14 protein-coding genes and 1 tRNA gene are annotated in these 21,376 nt (G+C 34.2%); 11 read left to right on the forward strand and 4 right to left on the reverse strand.

Going from position 1 to position 21,376, the window contains the following annotated elements:
* Positions 1-77: 77 nt before the first annotated feature.
* Positions 78-161: transfer RNA gene (locus tag BW942_RS17200), tRNA-Leu, on the reverse strand.
* Between the two features lie 73 nt (positions 162-234).
* Here BW942_RS17200 and hisB point away from each other — a divergent pair.
* The 6 genes from hisB (at position 235) to BW942_RS17240 (ending at position 6,281) form a co-directional block, all read left to right on the forward strand.
* A complete protein-coding gene (gene hisB, locus BW942_RS17205) occupies positions 235-855 on the forward strand; it encodes an imidazoleglycerol-phosphate dehydratase HisB (protein ID WP_000130165.1) in 621 nt (206 codons plus the stop codon).
* Entirely contained in the window at positions 852-1,484 is a 633-nt protein-coding gene (hisH, locus tag BW942_RS17210) for an imidazole glycerol phosphate synthase subunit HisH (protein ID WP_000560473.1), read from the forward strand. The genes hisB and hisH overlap by 4 nt, the downstream gene beginning before the upstream one ends.
* A complete protein-coding gene (hisA, locus tag BW942_RS17215) occupies positions 1,481-2,206 on the forward strand; it encodes a 1-(5-phosphoribosyl)-5-[(5-phosphoribosylamino)methylideneamino]imidazole-4-carboxamide isomerase (protein WP_000635440.1) in 726 nt (241 codons plus the stop codon). Before hisH ends, hisA begins: the two co-directional genes overlap by 4 nt.
* Before the next feature lie 90 nt (positions 2,207-2,296).
* Positions 2,297-3,511: a vitamin K epoxide reductase/DsbA family protein gene (locus BW942_RS17220; RefSeq protein ID WP_001071434.1), complete on the forward strand. Its 1,215-nt coding sequence runs from the start codon at positions 2,297-2,299 to the stop codon at positions 3,509-3,511.
* A 23-nt stretch (positions 3,512-3,534) separates the two neighbouring features.
* Positions 3,535-4,059 (forward strand): hypothetical protein, encoded by a 525-nt coding sequence (locus tag BW942_RS17225; protein ID WP_000426720.1) that lies wholly within the window; start codon positions 3,535-3,537, stop codon positions 4,057-4,059.
* 398 nt (positions 4,060-4,457) lie between these two features.
* A complete protein-coding gene (locus BW942_RS17240) occupies positions 4,458-6,281 on the forward strand; it encodes a DUF885 domain-containing protein (protein WP_000033195.1) in 1,824 nt (607 codons plus the stop codon).
* Between the two features lie 1,002 nt (positions 6,282-7,283).
* Here BW942_RS17240 and thiD read toward each other — a convergent pair.
* The 3 genes from thiD to BW942_RS17265 form a co-directional block, all read right to left on the reverse strand.
* Complete coding sequence (gene thiD, locus BW942_RS17245; RefSeq protein ID WP_000368308.1) at positions 7,284-8,105, reverse strand: bifunctional hydroxymethylpyrimidine kinase/phosphomethylpyrimidine kinase; 822 nt, start codon at positions 8,103-8,105, stop codon at positions 7,284-7,286.
* Positions 8,106-9,119: 1,014 nt separating this feature from the next.
* Positions 9,120-9,533: an MGMT family protein gene (locus tag BW942_RS17255; protein ID WP_000680913.1), complete on the reverse strand. Its 414-nt coding sequence runs from the start codon at positions 9,531-9,533 to the stop codon at positions 9,120-9,122.
* A gap of 729 nt (positions 9,534-10,262) precedes the next feature.
* Entirely contained in the window at positions 10,263-12,092 is a 1,830-nt protein-coding gene (locus BW942_RS17265) for an ATP-binding protein (RefSeq protein WP_000155537.1), read from the reverse strand.
* Positions 12,093-12,109: 17 nt separating this feature from the next.
* On the opposite strand from BW942_RS17265, the gene rsgA reads away from it, so the two are divergent.
* From rsgA to BW942_RS17290, 5 genes are all read left to right on the forward strand, one after another.
* Positions 12,110-13,066 carry a ribosome small subunit-dependent GTPase A gene (gene rsgA / locus BW942_RS17270; protein ID WP_000893969.1) on the forward strand — a complete coding sequence of 319 codons (957 nt, stop codon included), beginning with the start codon at positions 12,110-12,112 and terminating at the stop codon, positions 13,064-13,066.
* Complete coding sequence (locus BW942_RS17275) at positions 13,063-14,364, forward strand: hypothetical protein (protein WP_000869088.1); 1,302 nt, start codon at positions 13,063-13,065, stop codon at positions 14,362-14,364. Before rsgA ends, BW942_RS17275 begins: the two co-directional genes overlap by 4 nt.
* A 132-nt stretch (positions 14,365-14,496) precedes the next feature.
* Positions 14,497-15,426, forward strand: a complete 930-nt coding sequence (locus BW942_RS17280; protein ID WP_000833301.1) for a FecR family protein — start codon at positions 14,497-14,499, stop codon at positions 15,424-15,426.
* Positions 15,427-15,578: 152 nt separating this feature from the next.
* The gene (locus BW942_RS17285; protein WP_001257938.1) at positions 15,579-17,192 is read left to right on the forward strand and encodes an LIC10124 family lipoprotein; all 1,614 of its coding nucleotides are present in this window, start codon (positions 15,579-15,581) and stop codon (positions 17,190-17,192) included.
* Positions 17,189-20,782: a tetratricopeptide repeat protein gene (locus tag BW942_RS17290; RefSeq protein ID WP_000677438.1), complete on the forward strand. Its 3,594-nt coding sequence runs from the start codon at positions 17,189-17,191 to the stop codon at positions 20,780-20,782. Before BW942_RS17285 ends, BW942_RS17290 begins: the two co-directional genes overlap by 4 nt.
* Positions 20,783-21,376 lie beyond the last annotated feature (594 nt).

Below are 21,376 nucleotides of genomic sequence, written 5' to 3' on the forward strand. Positions count from 1 at the left end.
TTTCGCTTTTTAGGAAAGCTCAAAACGCTTTTCAAGTTCTCGCTTCGAGCCCCTGTTATGTTTGTTAATTTTATTTCTGCCGAAGAAGGGACTCGAACCCCCACAACCTTGCGGTCGCTGGCACCTGAAGCCAGTGCGTCTACCAATTCCGCCACTTCGGCGATTTATAGTGAGAAATTGCTCCTACAATTTCGATAGGTTTAGCTTTTCCGTCATCCATTATTTTGGAATTCATTGACAGACAAGTTGATCGGATTCTATGATCCAGTTAGAATGAAAGCAGAAAGAAAAACTTCCGAAACCGAGATCAAATTGGAAATGAATCTTCGAGGAACCGGTCAATATCAGTTTGATACAGAGATTCCTTTTTTCGAACATATGCTTTCACATATTTCTAAACATGGATTGATCGATTTAAATCTTTGGTTAAGAGGGGATATTGAAATCGATTGTCATCATTCCGTGGAAGATACTGCAATTTTAATGGGAACTACAATTCATAAACAATTAGGTGATAAGGCCGGAATTTTTAGATATGGACATTTTACTCTTACTATGGATGAAGTTCTTACTACCGTTGCCGTGGATTTAGGTGGTAGATACTTTTTTAAATACACTGGGCCTGAGCTAACGGGCAAGTTTGGAATTTATGATGCAGAACTTTCTTTGGAATTTTTACAAAAGCTTGCTCTCAATGCAAAGATGAATCTACACGTAGTTGTTCATTACGGAGATAACAAACATCATGTTCACGAATCTATTTTTAAAGCTTTAGGTAAAGCACTCAGAATGGCGATTGCACAGGACTCTGCAGCCGCAGGTGCAATTCCTTCCACTAAAGGAGTCTTAGAATGATCGCCATTCTTGATTATGGAATGGGAAATATTCATTCTTGTTTAAAAGCCGTATCTCTTTATACTAAGGATTTTGTTTTTACAAAAGATCATTCAACGATTGAAAATTCAAAAGCTCTAATATTACCAGGTGACGGACATTTTGATAAAGCGATGGAGAACTTGAATTCAACTGGACTTCGGAAAACGATTGATAAACACGTAACTTCCGGAAAACCTCTTTTCGGAATTTGTATCGGCTTTCAAATTCTTTTTGAATCTTCAGAAGAGATTGCTCAAGGTTCAAAAAAAGAGCAGATCGAAGGTTTAGGATATATCAAAGGTAAAATCAAAAAATTTCACGGAAAGGATTTTAAAGTTCCGCATATTGGTTGGAATCGCCTTCAAATTCGTAGAAAAGATAAAAGTGTTCTTTTAAAAGGAATTGGAGATCAATCTTTTTTTTACTTCATTCATTCTTATAGACCTACTGACGCTGAAGGAAATGCGATCACCGGACTTTGTGATTACTACCAGGAAAAATTTCCAGCCGTTGTAGAGAAAAATAATATTTTCGGAACACAGTTCCATCCTGAAAAATCACATACCCACGGACTTAAACTTTTGGAGAATTTTATTCGTTTTATATGATTGTAATTCCTGCTATAGATCTATTCGATAATTGTGCAGTTCGTTTATTTAAGGGAAACTATGAAGAAAAGAAAATCTATTCTTCCGAACCTTGGAAACTTGCGGAAAGTTTTGCTAAGAATGGGGCGACTTTGCTTCATCTAGTAGATTTAAACGGAGCTAGAAATCAACTCGGTGTCAATGAAGATTCTATTTTAAAAATCCGAGAGACTACTTCCCTCAAAGTGCAGTTAGGTGGTGGAATTCGTGATAAAGAAAAATTGGCTTATTACGATAAAATTGGAATCAATCGTTTTATTCTTGGAACCGCTGCTGTTACAAATCCGGATCTTTTGAAATATGCACTCGATAATTACGGAAAAGAAAGAGTCGTGGTAGCGGTCGATGCAAGAGATGGGATTGTAAAAATTGCAGGTTGGGAAAAAGATTCAGGTATTCATTACAGAGACTTATTAGAGCGGCTTGTAAAAGCGGGAATTGAACATATTGTTTTTACAGATATTGCTCAAGATGGAACACTCGCAGGTCCGAATCTGGAAGCATATAGAGAAATATTAAATTCTTATCCGTTTCAAGTAATTGCTTCCGGTGGAATTGCATCTCTCAAGGATTTGATGGATCTTTCTTCTCTTAAAACTAAAATTTCTCTCTACGGAGTGATTACTGGGAAAGCTTTGTACGAAGGAAAGCTGGATCTTGCAAAAGCAATTTCTTCCATTTAAGGAAACAGAAAATAGAATTAGATTTTTCTTTCCATCTGAAAAGGAACCACACATAAAGGTAAATCTATCTTACAAGATTTTGGGATATTCATGAATCAATTTTCTAAAAATAAAATATCAATTATACTCTCCGTGTTGGGGCTGATTTTTTCTTTTTTACTCATCCAAAAATATTACGGTGATCCTAGTTCGGTGGGAGAAACCATTTGTAATGCACTGAGTGAATCTGGTTCTTGTGATAAGGTTTCTGAAAGCGCTTATTCTGCAATTCGAAACGTTCCTGGTTTAGGAGATCTTCCGATCGCTTTGTTCGGTTTTCTGTTTTATGGTTTTGTAGGTTTTCTTTTTGTTTTTTCAGAAATTAAAAAAGAATCCGCAGAAGCAAATCTTAGATTAGCGTTTTATGTTTTAGTTCTTGGACTTGTTGCCGACTTAGGATTATTTTTACTCTCTGTTGGAGTAATTAAAGCGTTATGCGGTCTTTGTGCTGCAACGTATGTAGTAACGATTGCACTTCTTATCGTGAATTTTCCCACATTTAAATCTCTTTCGGATAAATCGATTGGAACCGTTTTAAATTCTTTAAACGGAAATGTTTTCAATTTTATTATCGTTATACTTTCCTTTTTTGTTCTAGGACTTTACGGGGGAAAAATTTCTACGGGTGGAGCAAGACTTGTATCCGGGGCTGCCAATGGGGAAAAGTCTATTTCGGAACAATTGAAAGAATTTGGAACAACTCCAACGGTTTCCATTGATTTAAAAGATGTACCTGTTGTAGGCGATCCAAATGCACCGATTACGATTGTAAAATATGCAGATTTTAATTGTGGTCATTGTATGCATACAAGTAAGATTCTAAAATCTTTCTTAAGCGAGTATAACGGAATTATTAAAGTCGCTTATAAAAATTTTCCTTTGGATGGAAATTGTAATCGTCTTGTCGGAAGAAAATCTCCCGAAGCGAGCTCTTGTGTGGCTGCAAGTGCGGCGCTTTGTGCTAATGAGCAGAAAAAGTTTTACCCGGTTTATACTGGTCTTTATGATGATAATGAGGCAGGGGTGATGCACACTGCAGTAACCGTTACTCGTCTTGCTGAAAAGAACGGTCTGAACATGAACCAGTTTAGATCTTGTATGAGTTCTACAAAAATTAGAGATCAGATCAATCGTGAAGTGGATGAGGCCGAAAAACTGAAAATCAATTCGACTCCTACCTTGTTCATTAACAGCAAACCTCTTCCAAAAAGTGGAACTCCTAACGTTGATTTCTTACACCAATTGATTCGGCAGCTTATCAATTAGGGTAGATCTTTTATTTTAGAAATATGGAGAACGAAAAACGATTCTGCAGAAATTGCGGTACGCATATTTTAGCGGAATCTATCCAATGTTTATTCTGCGGATCTTTTCAATCTCTAAACTCAATATCTTTTTTTCGTTACATTGCCGAAAGTAAATTTTTGAGAACTAAAATTTTCTATCCGATTTTACCAGTTTTGGGTTTGTTTCTTATTGTGATTCATGTTTTGACTCGTTTTGAAAAAGTTCCGCTTTTGGTATCGATTTTGTTTTTTGTGTGGGCTTTTGTCTTTTCTGTCTCCGGTTGGATCGGCGAGTTGATCTTAGATTTAAAATTCCGAGGAGATGTAAAAGATTTTAAGGAAGGATTTATAGAATGGCAAAAACGTCTCTATGATCGTTCTCCTTATTTTTCTTATTTCGGAATGATTTTGTTCGTTGCCGTTCCTTTAATCCAATGGCAAAATTCTCTTTGGTTTTCCCTGTCTTCCGCAGGGATCTGGACTTTATTGATTTCTTTTATTTTTTTGGTCATCCTTCCCTTACTTTAGAAAATTATTTATTTCTAAAGTAATGAATAAAGTGAGTTCGATGTAAGAAAATCTGGGCGAATCCCGCCAATAGTCCGTAAAAGAAAGATTAAATGAAATAGGCGGGACCGGGCTCTCAGCTCCAGTCAAGTTATTGTATACTCTAGTTATACATTCAATTTTTTTAATTTCAATAACTTGACTCCGCATCGATCCCTTTCGCGTTGATTCACGTTAAATAATGATCTGTCTCAAAAAATAATTTAGAATTATTGTTTGAGAGTAATTTGTTTTCATTTGTAAAACGAGAAAATTTCAGTTTGGTATTTTTCGAGCGGAAAAGAGACGCCTAAGTTTTTCAATTCTTTCTATAAAAATAGAACTTTCATATTTTGGGACCTTGTGAATTGTGTTTTACTATGTCAAAATTTTCTATTTTCAAAAAAATTCTCTTTGGAATTTTAATCTTACTTTCTTTAGCATTTACTCTGATTTTACATACGATTTTTTTTAAACCTATTACACTTGGATTATTTTATGAAAAAATTTTCTGGGAATCAATTTTAGAAGATCCAGAATATCTAACTTCTCTTGGTATTTTGAATCGCTTTGGAATTGGAGGTTATCAAAAAAAACTTACGGATATATCGATTGAAAAACAAGAACAAGACTTAAAAAAAGCAAAAAAGGATCTAGAGATTCTTTTATCTTACGGAAAAGAAAATTTATCAGGACAAGAATTACTTTCTTTTGAAATTCTAGAATGGTCTCTTCGATTAAAAATTTCTGGTGAAAGATTTTTATTTCACGATTATCCTGCAAATCAACTATTTGGAGTTCAAAGTCAGCTCCCTACTTTTTTAGCTACACAACATCCTGTCACATCTTCTCAAGATGTAGAAGATTACATTGCAAGATTGGAAGCTATTCCTAAAAAAATAGATCAACTCATAGAAGGAATTTTGTTTAGGGATAAAAACGGTATTCTACCGCCAGATTTTATTTTGGATCGATTGATTTCGGAAGTCAAAGGGTTTGTAGCGGTTCCGGCAAAGAAAAATCTTCTTTATACGACATTCGAAAAGAAAATTAAAAAAATCGATTCGGTTTCCGTGGATTTTCAAAATCGTTCTTTAGAACGAGTGAAACAATCGATTGAATCAAAAGTATATCCCGCATATTCAAAATTACTAATTCTTTTTTTAAAACAGAAAGAACACGCGGATTCAAGGGCAGGGGTTTGGAAACTTCCAGATGGAGATCTTTATTATATTCATGAATTAAAAAAACATACTACGACCGAATTGACTCCAGAAGAAATTCATAATATAGGATTATCCGAAGTTTCTAGAATTCAAAACGAAATGAAAATAATTTTGAAAAAGGTCGGAAAGAATATGCCTATTCCGATTGCTATGTCGGAACTTAGAAAAGATCCTAAGTTCTTATTTCCAGACACCGAAGAAGGCAAACTTCATGCTTTAGAAGAATATAAGAAAATTCTAAAAGATTCTGAAGAAAAAACTAAATCCTTATTTTTTAGAATGCCGAAAAGTAAGGTTGAAGTAGAAAGAATTCCAGTCTTTAAAGAAAAGACTGCACCGGGAGCGTATTACGACGAACCTGCGTTAGACGGTTCTCGACCTGGTATTTTTTATGCGAATCTTCGAGATACAAAAGAAATTCCTAAATTTGGCATGAAAACTTTGACGTATCACGAAACAATTCCTGGGCATCACTTACAGATTGCAATCATGCAAGAATTAGAAAAACTTCCTCGTTTTAGAAACACGGCTACATTTACGGCTTATGTAGAAGGTTGGGCCTTATATGCGGAACGTCTTGCAAAGGACTATGATTTTTTTCAAGATCCATACTCGGATTTAGGAAGGCTTCAAGCGGAATTGTTCCGTGCGGTTCGGCTCGTTGTCGATACAGGGTTGCACTATAAAAGGTGGAATAGAGAACAAGCGATCTCTTATATGATACAAAATACTGGAATGGCTCCGAAAGACGTGACTGCGGAAATAGAAAGATATGTAGTTTATCCTGGCCAGGCTTGTTCTTATAAACTCGGAATGTTGAAAATTTTAGAACTCAGAGAAAAAGTAAAGGCTCGTAAAAAGGAAACTTTTGATATTCGAGAGTTTCATTCAGTGGTTTTGAATAATGGTTCTTTGCCGCTGAACATCTTAGAAAAACTTATACAAGATGAATTGTTAAACGACCAGGAAAAAAAATAAATTGGAACTTCTATATGATGATTTATTGATTGGATGATAATTGCTAAACAATGATTTTATCTGATAGTCCTAATCAGAGAATTTTTAGATTTTATGGAGTTCTTACTACTCGGACGCATAAAAATAATATGCGCTACACTTGTTTCAAAACTTAGAATATGAGATCCTTTTAAAAAAGCTAACCATTCTAGGCTTGGCACAATTTCAAGAGGACTTCTATATTTTTAAAAAAATTACCTATTCATTTTTGATTCTATTTTCATGTATGCAAATAGTAAGATACAAACGTTAGATTTTGACAAGTTATACTTTATTACAACAGTTTATTAATTTTGAATGTCTTTTCATGATTAATGAATTATATGTTCCATGTTTTTAAATAAGAGCTTGTCCAAAGACCTCAAAAAATTTTACACGATAATTCTTTAGAAATTTTTAATAAAATGCAGTAGTTCCTACAAATTAAGTCGTATTTGGTAATTTATGAACTTTTGAGTAGTTCTATAATGTCATTAAATTTTCGTAGTGTTCCCACATTGGACGGTTTTGCAATAAGCGCTAAATACATTCGATTCGATTTAGAACTTGTTCAAAATATATATAAAATCCTAGAAAATAGCTTTAGGGTAATTACTTACTTATAACTGATCTATAAAAATTGAATACTGTTAATTTTATTACAGGATTCTATTTCAATACAAAATACTGCATAATCCAACGTGAGTTTGACGTAAAGAACCCATGATTCTGAAAAAAGCTGGAATCTAAACTTTACAGATTAATTTAAATGTGGGAACTACCACGAATCTAGATTTTCACAATTAAACTTATAAAAATTCAGATATTCTCTGAGCAAAAATGGTTTTGATCCATAAAAATAAAAATGAATGTAGGAATTCTTACAAAACCTATCTCAATTTTTTTATTTTAACAAGAGCTAATTATTAGTTTTTATTGGGTTCTGTAGATGGTTTCAGTATCAGCAACATTTTGAAATTGATTTTAAGTTTTATGAAATAACGGAGTGTGATTAAGAGTTTTATCTTTTCCCGCGATATAGGATTGTTCAATGGCTGCGTGTAAATATTCTTTTGCATAATCAATTGCTTCGATCAAATTTTTTCCTAGAGCTAGATAAGAAGCAATTGCGGAAGAATACGTACATCCTGTTCCATGTGGATAAAACCCATTTACAAACGGTTTTTCAAATTTAGAAATTTTTTTACCATCATACAAAACGTCGATCGCAACTTTCTCGTTTTGTAAATGACCTCCTTTTAAAAGAGTTGGGACTTTAAACTTTTCGAATATTTCTTTTGCAAGATCAGGCATTTCCGCACTTGTATTTATTTTTTTTCCGGAAAGAATTTCTGCTTCATCTAGGTTAGGTGTAATTAAGTTTCCAATCGGGATTAATTTTGTTAACAAAACATCGATCGCAGAATCTTGTAAAAGTTTTGCGCCGCTTGTCGCTACCATTACTGGATCGATTACTAAAAAAAAATGGTTTTCCTCTTTCTTTCTTTTTGAAAGAATAGAACTCGTTGTTTCAATAATAGATGTAGAAAATAACATTCCGGTTTTAATTGCTTTCACTGGAAAATAATTCAGAACTGCCAAGATTTGTTTTTCTAAAAAATTTGCATTCACTTCTAAAATTCCAGTAACACTCGAAGGATTTTGAGAAGTTAGACAAGTAATTGCGGAAGTTCCGAAAGTACCCAGAGCTGTAAATGTTTTTAAATCTGCTTGAATTCCGGCTCCTCCTCCAGAATCCGAACCCGCAATCGTCAGTGTGACTGGTTTGATGTTTTCATTATCCATTCAATTTCTCTAATGTAGTTTTAAGATGAATCTTTTATTTATCGAATACTATTCATAACTATATAATAAAGTGCCTAATATTTTGTATGGAACCAGCGTTTTGTGATAAAATTAACGGTATTCAATTTTATAGAGATCAGTAATATAAAACTTAAAAAAATGTCTTAAAATTTTAAGACAACAATCTTATTAAATCTTAGATAAAATGTTCTGAATTTTAAGGCAAATCTTTGATTTCAAACCTAAAATTTTACAATGTTTTGCGCGTTATCCTTTTTCACGACTGTGCTCGCTAATTCGGGAGGTTCTTTGTTTTACGACCATCATCCATAAAAATTCATTTTATAAAAGTTTCTTTAAACATTTTCCTAAAATGGAATAGAAATCAACCAATTCGTCCAAAATCATTTTGTAAATTTTTAACAAAAATAGTTATGCAGTAGTTCCCACAGATTTGTCTCTTTTTATGAGTTCATAGTTTTTTAACCATTTTTTCATAAGATTGTTTTTGTGGAGTTCCTCATTTTTGAAAGTTACTGATTCTTAAAATTGAGTGTCTAAATTCTTATTACGTGAGTTCGACGTAAGAAATCCGGGCGAATCCCGCCAATAGTCCGTAAAAAAAGATTTAATGGAACAGTCGGGACCGGGCTCTCAGCTCCAGTCAAGTTATTGTGTACTCTAGTTATACATTCAATTTCTTTAATTTCAATAACTTGACTCCGCATCGATCCCTTTCGCGTTAAATTCTTATTGCAAAACCATGTTTCAGCGCAAAATACCGGGTAATTTATTTTATAGTTCTGAGTAGCGTTATAGTTTTATATAAGTTTCCACGTTTTTGTAAAATTAAAACGTTTCACTTCTATTGGTGTTCGATAGATTTTGGAAAGTTCTACATAGCTTTGAATAAAACAACAGTTCTTAAATTTAAGAATAAGTTTTTATCAAAAAAATCAAATAAGTAATTTAAATTCATACTTTTACAATTTTAAAGCTTATTTTGGCTTTGATCTATTTTCGCTTTTTTTGTTTAACAACACTTATAGATGTTAGTTTTCTTTTTTTAAGAAGTGATTTAGATGGAATCATATCTGGCCAACCAAACACTTTCCAATCTATCTTGTCTGCAAAATCAAATTTGACTCCTTCATCTTCAAGAATTTTCCTCTGTAAAATTGAACGCCCCGTATCTCCTCGGAAGGAAATTTTTCCCTGACTATTGATAACTCTTTGCCAAGGGACTTTTTGTTCTTGATCCTTAGAAAGAGCGTTTAACGCGTACCCGACGGCACGAGCTGCTCTAGGTTTTCCTAAAAGTGCCGCTATTCTTCCGTAAGAAGTTACTTTTCCTTTGGGAATTTTTTTTACCAAAACATAAACTTCCTTAAAAAATGAAATTTCTGAATTTGCTTTTTTATGTTTCACGTTATTTACCTTAAAATTGATTTTTCAGTCAAAGTGTTTTTCTAAAATTTTAAAATGAGTATATTCATTTTTTAGAATATTTTTTAAAAAATTAGAATAAAGTTTTTGAAAAATGAATTCTTCATTTGTTTCCGTTGTGTTGAAGCAGACGATTGAATTGATTTTGCTAAACTCCATAATGGAATTTTCAATAAATATAATATATAAATGTTCGTCAATAACATGTAGGTTTGCTAATTAATCTATTTTTAATATTTTTTATAGAACATTTTGGATGTGCTTTCAATTTTTAAATTTCCAAAAAAGTTTTTCTTATTACGAGTGATTCGCTAAAATTACTCATAACTATATAATAAAGTGCCTAATATTTTGCATGGAATCAGTGTTTTGTGATAAAATTAATGGTACTTAATTTTATAGAGATCAGTAATTCACATTAGTTTAGAGCTTGCTCCAAAGCCTCAAAAAATTTTACGCGATCATTCTTTAGAAATTTTTAATATTATGCAGTAGTTCCTACATTTTTGTGAAACTCAATGCATCGCTTCTATGGTTGCTCTGTGAAACTCAGCGTCTCACTCCCCATGGGTCGTTCGACAGGTCGCATTTGGCAGTTTGCGAACTTTCAAGTAGTTCTAATGTAGTTAAATTTTCGTAGTTACTTGGAAAAAATTCTTTTATGATTGGTTTACTGAATATTTGGATCTAGAAAATAACCTCTCTGAGTTATTATAATTTTTTATTTCTCGTTTCCACTTTGACTATATTATTTTCCGGATTGATTGGTAATTCCACTCTAAAAACGGTTTTTCCAGGATTCGAGTTTAAAGTAATTTTACCTTTATGTTTTTCCACGATTCCCTTAACGATTCCTAAACCAAGTCCCGTCCCTTCTCCTTGATCCTTGGTTGTAAAAAAAGGATCCCAAATTCGATCTTGAATTTTGGCGGGAATTCCAGGACCGTTATCTTCAATTTCAACAACTACATAACCATTCCAAGGAAAAACTGAAATTTCGATTTTACCTTTTCCTTTTAACGCCTGAATCGAATTTTGAATTAGATTTGTCCAAACTTGATTCAATTCATCCGGATTACAAATTACAAGTGGGATTTCCTGAAAATTTTTAATTACATCGATTCCGTATTTTATTTGATTATTAAGAATAATTAATGTAGTTTCCATACCTTCTATAATGTTCGAAGAAGAAAATGTTTTGGATTGATCCAAATGGGAATAAGATTTCAACGCTTTTACAATTCGAACTATGTTTCGAATGGCATATCTTATGTTTTTGATATTTCGGTTGATATAAGCCGCGTTTTTTAGCATAAAATATCCACGATCATCGTCTTTTAAAATGATGTTATAAATATATTTCCGTTCTTTGCCGATCTGGTTTTCTATAATAAAATTTGAGAGTTCGGAAGTAAGAGTAGGACTGAAGTTCATACTTTTCATTTCTTCTTTAAGTTGATTTTTTAAACGAAATTTTTCTTTCGAATCCAGTTCTGATTTTTTTTTATCCCGAAGTAAATGAAGTAAGGCGAGTTCGAAATTTTTTCTGAGTTTTCTATATCTCGCAAAAAGAACGACGTCAAAAACGTTTTGAACCAGATAATTCATGTTTTGATCTAAATTATCGGCGGCTCCGTTGATCACACCTGCAGGCGTATTGATTTCGTGGGCGATTCCAGCCACCATGATACCGAGAGAAGCCATTTTCTCTGACATGATCAGTTGAGACTGTGTTTCTTCTAACTCTTGAGTTCTAATCTTGACTTTTTCTTCTAAGGTTTCAGTTAATTCAATTAGACGTTCGTAGAAAATTGCATTTGAAAGCGCCATCACCGAAACAGAACGTATTTCATTCAGTTTATTGATTTCGGAAAGAGTATAATTTTTCCGATTTTGTCTTTCACCTAAAACGATTATTCCTAAAAGACTTTTATTGAGAATTAAAGGTACTACCAACTCGGCTTCGGTTTTTGTAAAAAAGTTTTCAGCAGAATTGCGAATTTTACTTAGACTGGGATCGGTTGCAAATTCTTTAAAATTATAGATCCTATCGTTTTCGGTAATCCAAAGAAGAAACGGATCAAAAATGAAAAATTGAATTTCTCCTGAATCTGGAAAGGGCGCGAACTTACCCATTTCTTCCTTCCAGAAAAAGACGATAACTTTTTTTGTTGGAATTATGGTTTGGATGAATTTCAGAATTTTTTCACAAACGAGTCCTGTTAGATTTGTAGCAATCAGATCGTTTTTAAATTGATCTAAAATCGAAAGGTATTTAACGATTTCACTATTAGAAAATTGAAGGAATGGAAAAATTCTTCTTAAAAATTTACTGGAAGTTAGTTTTAAAACTCTAACCGAAACGATATAGGTTATAAACCCTAAAATTGCTCCAACTAAAAGTGTGAAAATAAATCCGTAGGATTCCAAGGAAAAGAAATGGAATGACCGTATAATTAATGCAAAGATAAGCTGAAAACAGACTATCAGAAGAATTAAATATACAATGGGCCCTAAGGCGATGAGTCTTCGGATCGTCATTACAGTGCATAGAGATCATGTTAGAGTCAGATTCCTCAGTCAAAGAATTTTTTACCATCTCCCGAGTTTACGGAGCGTACTATGAAATTTATTCTTCAAAACGAGGAATCGTAAGAGCTTTTCTACGTGGAAGGTTAAGAACTGTTGCCGCTCAAGAAAGACATCCTTTTGTTGTAGGGGATAAAATTCTAGCTGAGTTTTCAACGGGAAAAGACTGGGTAATTTGCGAAAGACTGGAAAGAAGTTCTTTCCTAACGCGTAAAAGCAGAGAAGGGGATACGCAGGTTTTATGTGCCAATGTGGATCAAACGGCGGTTCTTGCTTCTTTAAAGTCTCCCGAAACAAAAGACGGTTTCTTGGATAGATGTTTGGCGGCGGTTTTTACATCTGGGACACAACCTTTGATTTTATTTACAAAATTGGATCTCGTTTCCGAAGTTGAAGCTGAAAACCGTATGAAAGTCTATCGAAACTTGGGGTATAAGGTGTTAGGCATTTCCTGTACAACTGGTCAAGGAATTCCTGAATTACAAAAATATCTGCACGGAAAAATGACGTTTCTAGTCGGAAATTCAGGAGTTGGCAAGTCTACTTTAATCAATCTATTGACTCAAACGCAGGTTCAGAAAACTTCCGGGATTAGTATTTCGAAAGATAAAGGAAAACATACCACTACAAATTCTCTTTTGCTTATTTTAGAAGATGGAACGGCGTTAATCGATTCTCCAGGAATTAAAGAATGGGGGATTCTCCATTTAAAAAAAGAGGAAATTCTGGAAAGTTTTCCCGAACTTTCCAGTCAAAAAAAACATTGTGAAGAACCAAATTGTTGTAAATTATCTTCCGACTGCGCGATGTTATCCGCTTTAGAAAAAGAAGCGTTAACGTCTGAAAGAAAGAAGAGCTTAGAATCGATGCTTACGAGCCTTGATAACCCGCATAGAGTCACACGGAGAGATAGGATTTCAAAATGAAAGTGACACATTCTTGTTTGGAGTTTGATTCGATTGAAGGTCTGATTGATTTTGCTAGAGAGTTTGAAACTGGATCCATGATTCGGTTTCTTTCTCCTATTGAAGACAATTCTGGAAATGTACTCGTTAAAGAAGAAGTACAGGTTAAGGAATCTACCCTTGCTCGTTTAAAGGATATTAAAGGACAATATACTCCCAAATTCGAAATTAAATTGAATAAGGAACTTTTAGAACAGATTCAGAATATACTCGCAATAAAAATTGTAAATCAACTCAAAGTTACGGACATGAAATTTCTGAAGTTCATGTACGAAAACACAAATTATAATTTTAAGGGAATCATTCGAAATTCGTTACTTTCTAAAAAGACGACTTTGACTCTTTTAAAAGTATATAATCAAAATCTAAATTTCTTTAAATACATAAGTGAATTGGGTCTTTTGAGTCTCGGAATTGTAATGATTCCCGATACGATGAGATTCAGACTTCTTAGACGATACGCATTTACCGCAGGAATTCTTATGGATGTTCCTCGAATCGGAGTGGATAAATTTACTAAATTACCTTCTGACGACAACGAAAAAGTTAGAGTTGCACATAAGTGCTCTGATATATTACAAAAACTTGATCTTATAGAATTTACGTACGGATCGATTTCTAATCATATGCCTCTGGGTATGATAGAGGATTCGACTTCGAGCGATAAAGCCGCACCTGGCGAAAATATAGACGAAACTTTTTTAGACGATATTATTTCAAATGACGGTGAAAGTGATAGTAAAGTGGACGGTTCTAGAGAGGACGCGATTCCTGAAAAATCCTACGATATATTCCAAGCCTTATTGACCGACGCCCTAAAACTGGCTCGTTACATTGCAAATGTAAGTCACAACGCAGTTGATAAGGATTACGTAATGGAAGAATTAGTTTATTATATCGCTTACAATACTTCTAAAAAATATTTCGATGAACTTTTAGCGAACCCTTTAGTAGCCACTTTCAAAGAATTTGAAGTAAACGTTAAAAGACTCAGAAAGATTGCGGAAGTAGAAATGAAATGTGTTTATCCTCCTTCTGCTTGGGCATATCCTAAACCGAAGTCTAGTCAGGTTCTTTGTAAAAATAAAGTGTGGGATTGTCCAAATATCGTTATGGGTTGGGATATTCACGTAATTACGGCTCAAGAGGCTTTTGGTTGGGTCGGAACCAGTTTACCCGTCGATAATTATCCAAAATGTAGGTTGGAAGAAGAATTAGACGAAATTATGGTCGAACCAGAAAAACCGAAAAAAAAATGAATCTCTCTATAAACGTTAGTTTTTTTCTATAAAATACTTACATTCTTATGATATATTAATTCTAAGTTCTTGCAATTTTCTCTCCTACAATTTGTTATTTTAAATGTCATCTTTTTAGAGTTTGGGGGTTTTATGAAACGTTATTTGAGTATTGTGATTCTCTGTACGTTTGCGATGTTATTGCTCGTTTGTAGCACGAACAAATCATCCGGCAGCGATCAGGTAAAAACCGAGTCTAATGCTACCAGCGCAAGAATCGTTTGGCTTCTTGGAGACGTAAAAATTCTTTCCGATTCTGGAGAAAAAAAAGCAGAGTTAGGTGCTTCTCTTTCTTCTACGGACCGTGTTGTAACAGGACCGAACGGCGGAGCTGAGATTATGGTCGCAGACAGTGGAATTATTAAGATGTCTAAAAATTCCGATATAGAAATTTCCAGCCTTATGAATCCAAACGGTTCCGATACAAATGTTCAAGTGAACTACGGAAAGATCGTGACGATGGTAAAAAAAGGTCAGAAAACTACAGAGTTTACCGTTTCTACTCCGACTGCACTTGCAGGTGTTAGGGGAACTTCCTTCCTAACTTCTGTAGAAAGTCCAGAAGGATCTAAGATTAATTGTGCCAAAGCCAATTGTACCGTTCGTTTTGCAGTGATCGAAGGGACCATTGCAGTTTCTAAAAAGGGAGAATCTTCCGAAGTAATTCTGAGTAAAAACCGCGAGCTCAGAATTGAAAAGAATCAAAAACTCACCGACAAACTGATTCGTTCACTTCAAAACGATTCTCTTTCCGAAATGAAAGAACTCATCGTTCTTCATAAAAACGAAACTTTCGAATACGGAAAATTAGTAGAAGAACTTAAATCTTCCAGCGAAGAACTCAAAATTTTGAGCCAATCTGGTTCTGTGGAAGAAGTAAAAGCTGCGTTTCAAAAAAGAGAAGCGGATCGTAATAACGCGGACGAGATTACAAAAACCGCTAAGGCAGTAAACGAAACCAAATATGTACAACAAGATGTACAAAAGGAAAAACTGAAATTGAATCCAAAAGAAACATTTTAGGGTTTTTAATAAACCCTTGAACTGGATCAACCGGGGAAATTTCCCCGGTTTTTTTATTTTTAATCGAATCATCGAAAATTACGGATGATCGTTCTTCCAATCTTTTTATAATGGATTTCTCATTCAACCTGGTGGACAATAATGGAACTGTTATGAGATCAACTTTTAGCCCGATACGATTCTTTACATTTTCTTTTTTATGGATTCTTATCGATTGTTCTTCCGTTCAAAAAATCGAAAACTTTAATTCCGTTTTACAGGAACCTACGTTTAAATCTCTTAAAGAAGAAGAGGCGATTTTAGGAGGAAGTTCTGATTCGGATTATAAAATTCGAAAAACCGGAAATACGATTCCAGTATTCGTTCTATCTCCGATTCAAACTCCGGAGGGAATGGATTCTAAGTTAGCTGCTTTCTTGAGCGATGAAGTACGTTTGATTTGGGCAAAAGTAAAAGGAAAACAAGTTCGTATCCAAGAAATGTCTTGGAAGAATCCTTCTCAACTTTCTCAAGAACTCAAAAGGTTGAACGTAGACGCCGTTATCAAAACCGATATTCGTGAAGTTTCCGGGAAATGGGTCGTAAATCAAAAAATCACGGACCCTGTAAAAGAAATCGTATATGGAAGCGTGGATGGATCGTTTCAATCTCCTAAAATCGAAGACGAATTGCAGGCCAACCAAGCTTATTATTTAAAACATGGTTCCGGAGTTTTAGCTCTGGATGCGAAATCTTCTTTGGTTCCGATTTGGGAAAAATCTTTGAGTTCTGGAGAAATTGATTCGATTTTAAAAAAATCAATTCAAGGTTATCTTTCATTTAGTGCTTCTTCTGCGGACACGGAAGTTTTATTTCAAGGAGAAAAGATCGGAATTGCTTCTTTTAGAAACTATCCATTGCCGGAAGGTTTACAACAAATTCAGATTACTCGTCCAGGACAAAAAGACATTAGCAAATCTTTACAAATTCGTTCAGGACAAACAATTTCCATTTATCAAGAATGGAAAGAAGATAGAACTTTAGGTGGTGTAAGAATATTAAGTTTTCCAGAAGCTCTTCAAGTTGCGTTAGACGGTTTAAAGATGGGAGAAACTCCTTTTTATAGAAGTAACCTCACACCGGGAGCGATGCAATTAGAATTAGTTCGAGAAACCGAAAACGGACCTCTTGTCTATTACGAAGGACAATTGATTGTAGATGCTGATAAAATTACAGAGATCGCTTTACCTTATAAAACAGATAATTTGATTTCAGAGCCGGAATTCTGGAAACTTTCCGGTGAAAAAGGATTTCAAGCTTTTTCCGGAAAAACATTAGACTTTCAGAATGTTTCTTCTTTGCCACCGGGGTGGTATGGAGTTTTTTCTGCTCCGTTTGTGCCAGAAAATATGGAACTGGAAGGAATCATTCCAATTACTGCTGAATCGGATTCCGGAATCGTTGCTATTTCTTTTCATACTTCAAAAAAGACGATCAGTTTAGAATATGAAAAAGAAAGACTTAGCGTATATTCCTTTCCTTCCAATGGAAACAATGTCGGGACGTATAAATTTAAAAAAGAAGATAAAGAAGACGGACGTCCTTTTCGAATCATAACAGATGTAAAAGAAGGAACGATTCGATTGTATTTAGGATATTCTAAAGTTTTAGAAGATAGGCTCGATGTTTCGGGTGTTTGGCGAATTTCCATTCTTACGAGAGGAGAAAATTTTTCAAAACGTTCTCCGTTAAGAAACCTCAAGATCGAATATAAGGGATATAAATGAAAGGTTTGAATTCCATGAGAAACAAGATCATATCGATTAGTGTATTCGTTTTAATTTGCGGACAATTTACGATTCATTGTTTAAGTAAGGATTTTAGAAAATCCCAAACTCAAGACGCAATTTTGGAAAAAGATTCTGCGACCAGAGAAAAGCTCAAAAAAGTATCAAGGATTTTGAATGAAGGTAATTCTTATTTTCAAAAAGGGAATTTTGAAAAATCATTAGAAAAAGCGAATATTGCGATCAATACATACCCAACCGCTCCCGGTTATTATCTTGCCGGAGTCTCTGAATATAAACTCGGTAAAAATCGAGAGGCTTTGATTTCCCTTAAAAAAGGGACCGATATTGATTCTGAGAACGAGCAGATTTTACTCACGTTAGGCATCATTTACACAGCTGAGGGTAAAAATGAGGACGCGATTGAAGTTTACGGCAAATTAGAATCTTTGCAAGTTAAAGACAGATATAATTATTCTTTCAAAAAAGCGGTGATCTTAAAAAATCTTGGAAAGTTTGAACAATCGTATGAAACTCTCAAAAAAATTCCCGTAAAAGAATTTGCATTTCCAGCTCAATTGAATATGCAACTTGGAGACGCTGCGGTACAGCTTAAAAAGTATGAAGAAGCCGAAGTGTATTTTGAAGAAGCAAGAAAAAATGATCCAGAACTATTATCTGCAAAAAAATCCGCTTCCGTAACCAGAGTTGCTTCCGCTTTGGAAAACGGAAACCAGGCGATGAGAAAGAAGAATTATAAGGAAGCGGCTTCTCATTTTCAAACTGCAATTCAAAACGATCCCAAAAATCCAACGCCTTATATCTTTTTAGGCAACGCCCGAATCTTATCGGGAGAATACGAAGTCGCCTTAAAAGCGTTCGAAAGTTCTCTCGCACTTAAATCCGATTATCAAGAAGCAATTTCTGGAATTGCAGCAGTATATTATAAAACTGGAAACTACAGAAAATCTGTAGCGGTTCTGGAAAAGGCGACTTCTCAGTTTCCAAATAATGCGGTTTATCAAAACCAAATGGGTTTGAATATGAAGGCGTTAGGTGAACCGGCAAAGGCTCTCGTATATTTTACAAGGGCGAAAGAACTGGATCCTACGTTTGTAGAACCAGTGACCAACTTAGTGTTTTTACTGATTTCGGAAAATCGTTATAAAACCGCAAGAAAAGAAGCTGAATCCTTAAAGTCTGAATCTGAAAAGAAACAAATTATTTCGTTTATTGATGTTTCGGAACAAATTTATGAAGGAGATAGGCATCTCAGAAAGGGAGATACAAAAATAGCAAAGACCTTTTATGAAAAGGCTAAAAAAGCTTCTGAGCAAGAACCTTCTGTTTATAACGCTTTTGGAAGACTGCATTTCATTTCCGGAGAATTAAAAGCGTCTGAAGAAAATTTTAAAAAGGCGCTATCTATCGATAAACAAAATATCCCGGCGCTTCAAGGATTGATTCGACTTTATTCTTCTCAAAAAAATCAAACACTTGCTAATCAATATACAAAAGAATTAGAAAATTTAACCGGAAATGATCCTTCTGCTGCAATCGTTTTGGGAAGAACTTACGAAGATAAAAAGGAATACGAAAAGGCGGAAAACGTTTATAAAAATCTTCAAAAGAAATTTCCAAATAATGAAGCAATCAACTTTCGTTTGGCGATGTTGTATTATAAAATTTCTCTCGAAGAAAATGAAAAGAACAATCACGATTCCGCTTTAAATTGGATTTCTAAAGCAGAAAAATTATCCAAAGATATTCCCGAAATTGCGGAAACTAGAAAAACGATTCAGGAAAATCAAAAATTTGCGACCGTAATTCCGACCATTCAGAAAGCGAACAAACTTTTTGATACACGCCAATACGAAAAAGCTATACCGCTTTATCAGGAAGCCTTTCAAAAAACTGGAAAGCTTACTTTATATATTAAAATTGCTGAATGTCATTTGGCTTTAGGAAGTGAGGAAAAAGGAATTTCTATGTTGGAAAATCCTCCTCCCGGAACGCGTAATCTTCAGACTCGAGAAGCAATCAACGCGTTTTTACTTAGAAAGGGAGAAATAGACAAGGCAGAGATTGGCTTTAAAGAAATTCTCACTAAAAAACCGGATTCGTATTACAGCCATTATCAAATGGGAATCATACATCTTCAAAGAAAAAAGTATGAAGCTTCCATTGATGCTTTTGATAGGTCGCTTTTACTCAATAAAGATTTTGTAGCGGCGAGAATTGGTAAGGGAATTTCCTTATATCATTCTGGAAACAAAAAACTCTCCAAGGAAGAATTTGAGGCTGCAACACAACAGGATGCAGCAAACGAACTTGCTCCTTACAATATAGGAATTATACTTTTTAACGATAACCTTTATAATGAAGCCATCGGAATTTTTAAGGAGATCATTCAAAAGAATCCAGAATTTTCTGACGCTCATTATCAGATTTCTTATATCTACTACAAACGAGGAGATTTAGAACAAGCCGAAAAGGAAATTCGTAAAGCGCTCGATTTGGAAAGAAACGAGGGAAATCTTTTCGCTTTGATTCGGATTCTTTCCGAACAAAGAAATAAAATGGCGAATCCTGCCATTAAAAAAGAAGTTTTAGATTTAGGAAGAGAACTGGCTGAAAAATTTCCATCATCACCTCACGCTGCTCAGGCGGAAAGATTAGTAATTGCCGACGAAGATAATCCGGTAATTCTTCAGTCTTATCAAAGCCGAGGAAAGTTAATCGGTGTTCCAGTTATAATTAACAATTCTGTAATATTAAACTATGGAACCAGCGTGGAATCTTTAGATAAAGATCGTGGAATTCGTCATTGGAGAATTCAAACTGCGACACCTTACAAGTTTTTGTTAGCGGATAAACGTTTGGTCGGAGTTTCCGAAAAAAAAATCGAAGTTATGGATCTAAAAACTGGAATCACATTAAGAGAAACGATGCTTCCTTCCGGCGAAGTTAAAAAGGTAAATCTTTCTGGAGAAAATGTTTTGGTTGAAATTGTCTCCGGAAAAAAATCTAAAATTTACAGTTATTCGGATCAACTTGAATTGAATGGTTCTGTCGTTTTTGAAGGTTCTTTCTGGTCTGGTATTAAATCTGGCGTTTTATTTTCGATTGCTCAGAAAGATGGAATTCAAGCGCAGGTATATGATTCTTCTTTAAAGGACTTGAATGCCAAAAAAATTTCTCACAAGGGAACCGGAGATCTTAGGTATTTAGGATCTTATGAAACTGGAATTTTCTTTTTGTCCGGAAAGAAAATCGTTTCGCTCGATAACGAAAAGTCTGCTTCTATGGATCTTCCGAACGATTCGGCTTCTCAGTTTGTGGTTCGTTCTACTTATCTTTGGTTTCACGTGGGAAAAACTGTCTATCGTATCGAATCCAGTTCTCTTAAATTGAATTCGTTTAACGTAGAAGCTTCAGACATCGAAGGAATTCTGCCGGGTAAAAAAGATGACGGAATTGTTCTTTTTAAATCTGGAAAAGCGATTCGATATAGTATCGATGGTAAACCGATTTGGTCTTATTCTTTAAAGGATGAGGAAGGAAAAGTTTATTCTTTAGTTTATCGATGAAATTTATTTACTTCGTAAATTTGGGGATCTAATGATAAACCTTGTAAAAGTTTTCTACAGTTTTTTGTAAGATCCGTCATCGATTTCATCATTTATATTAGAGTTGTTGAAAAATTCCATAGCGACGGTTAACAAAATTGCTTCAATCTGCCGTTTTCATAAAACAGAAACAAGATGGAGAATTAATTTTTCAATAACTCTATTATAACTCTGAATAGAAAATTCGTTTTTACGTTGAAAACTTTTATAAAATTTAAAGAACCTTTCTTAAGACATAACAATTATAAGAATTTAATGATAGAAAATACTAGAAAGTTTGTAAACATCCACACTTTGGGATTTTAGGAATTTATTAAAGATTTCTAAAGCGTTATGTAAGATTTTGAGACAGACTCAAAAATTGTGTCTAACTCGGAGTTGTTGGCTTTTTGAAGGAGATACTACATTCTAAATTTTTAAATAAGCTCAGTATAGTATTATTTTCATACATTCAAGTAGTAAAATTAAATTCCTGTATAAGATTAATGTTTTGTAACCATTACAAAAACTAAAAATTCATTAGAGTTGTTGAAAAATGAATTCTTCATTTACTCC

Origin of the sequence: Leptospira interrogans, from assembly GCF_900156205.1 — a bacterium.
Taxonomy (GTDB): domain Bacteria; phylum Spirochaetota; class Leptospiria; order Leptospirales; family Leptospiraceae; genus Leptospira; species Leptospira interrogans.

Coding starts and splice junctions, on each gene's coding strand:
- hisH (WP_000560473.1), top strand. CDS start 852: ATGATCGCCATTCTTGATTATGGAATGGGAAATATTCATTCTTGTTTA.
- hisA (WP_000635440.1), top strand. CDS start 1,481: ATGATTGTAATTCCTGCTATAGATCTATTCGATAATTGTGCAGTTCGT.
- BW942_RS17220 (WP_001071434.1), top strand. CDS start 2,297: ATGAATCAATTTTCTAAAAATAAAATATCAATTATACTCTCCGTGTTG.
- BW942_RS17225 (WP_000426720.1), top strand. CDS start 3,535: ATGGAGAACGAAAAACGATTCTGCAGAAATTGCGGTACGCATATTTTA.
- BW942_RS17240 (WP_000033195.1), top strand. CDS start 4,458: ATGTCAAAATTTTCTATTTTCAAAAAAATTCTCTTTGGAATTTTAATC.
- thiD (WP_000368308.1), bottom strand. CDS start 8,105: ATGGATAATGAAAACATCAAACCAGTCACACTGACGATTGCGGGTTCG.
- BW942_RS17265 (WP_000155537.1), bottom strand. CDS start 12,092: ATGACGATCCGAAGACTCATCGCCTTAGGGCCCATTGTATATTTAATT.
- rsgA (WP_000893969.1), top strand. CDS start 12,110: ATGTTAGAGTCAGATTCCTCAGTCAAAGAATTTTTTACCATCTCCCGA.
- BW942_RS17275 (WP_000869088.1), top strand. CDS start 13,063: ATGAAAGTGACACATTCTTGTTTGGAGTTTGATTCGATTGAAGGTCTG.
- BW942_RS17280 (WP_000833301.1), top strand. CDS start 14,497: ATGAAACGTTATTTGAGTATTGTGATTCTCTGTACGTTTGCGATGTTA.
- BW942_RS17285 (WP_001257938.1), top strand. CDS start 15,579: ATGAGATCAACTTTTAGCCCGATACGATTCTTTACATTTTCTTTTTTA.
- BW942_RS17290 (WP_000677438.1), top strand. CDS start 17,189: ATGAAAGGTTTGAATTCCATGAGAAACAAGATCATATCGATTAGTGTA.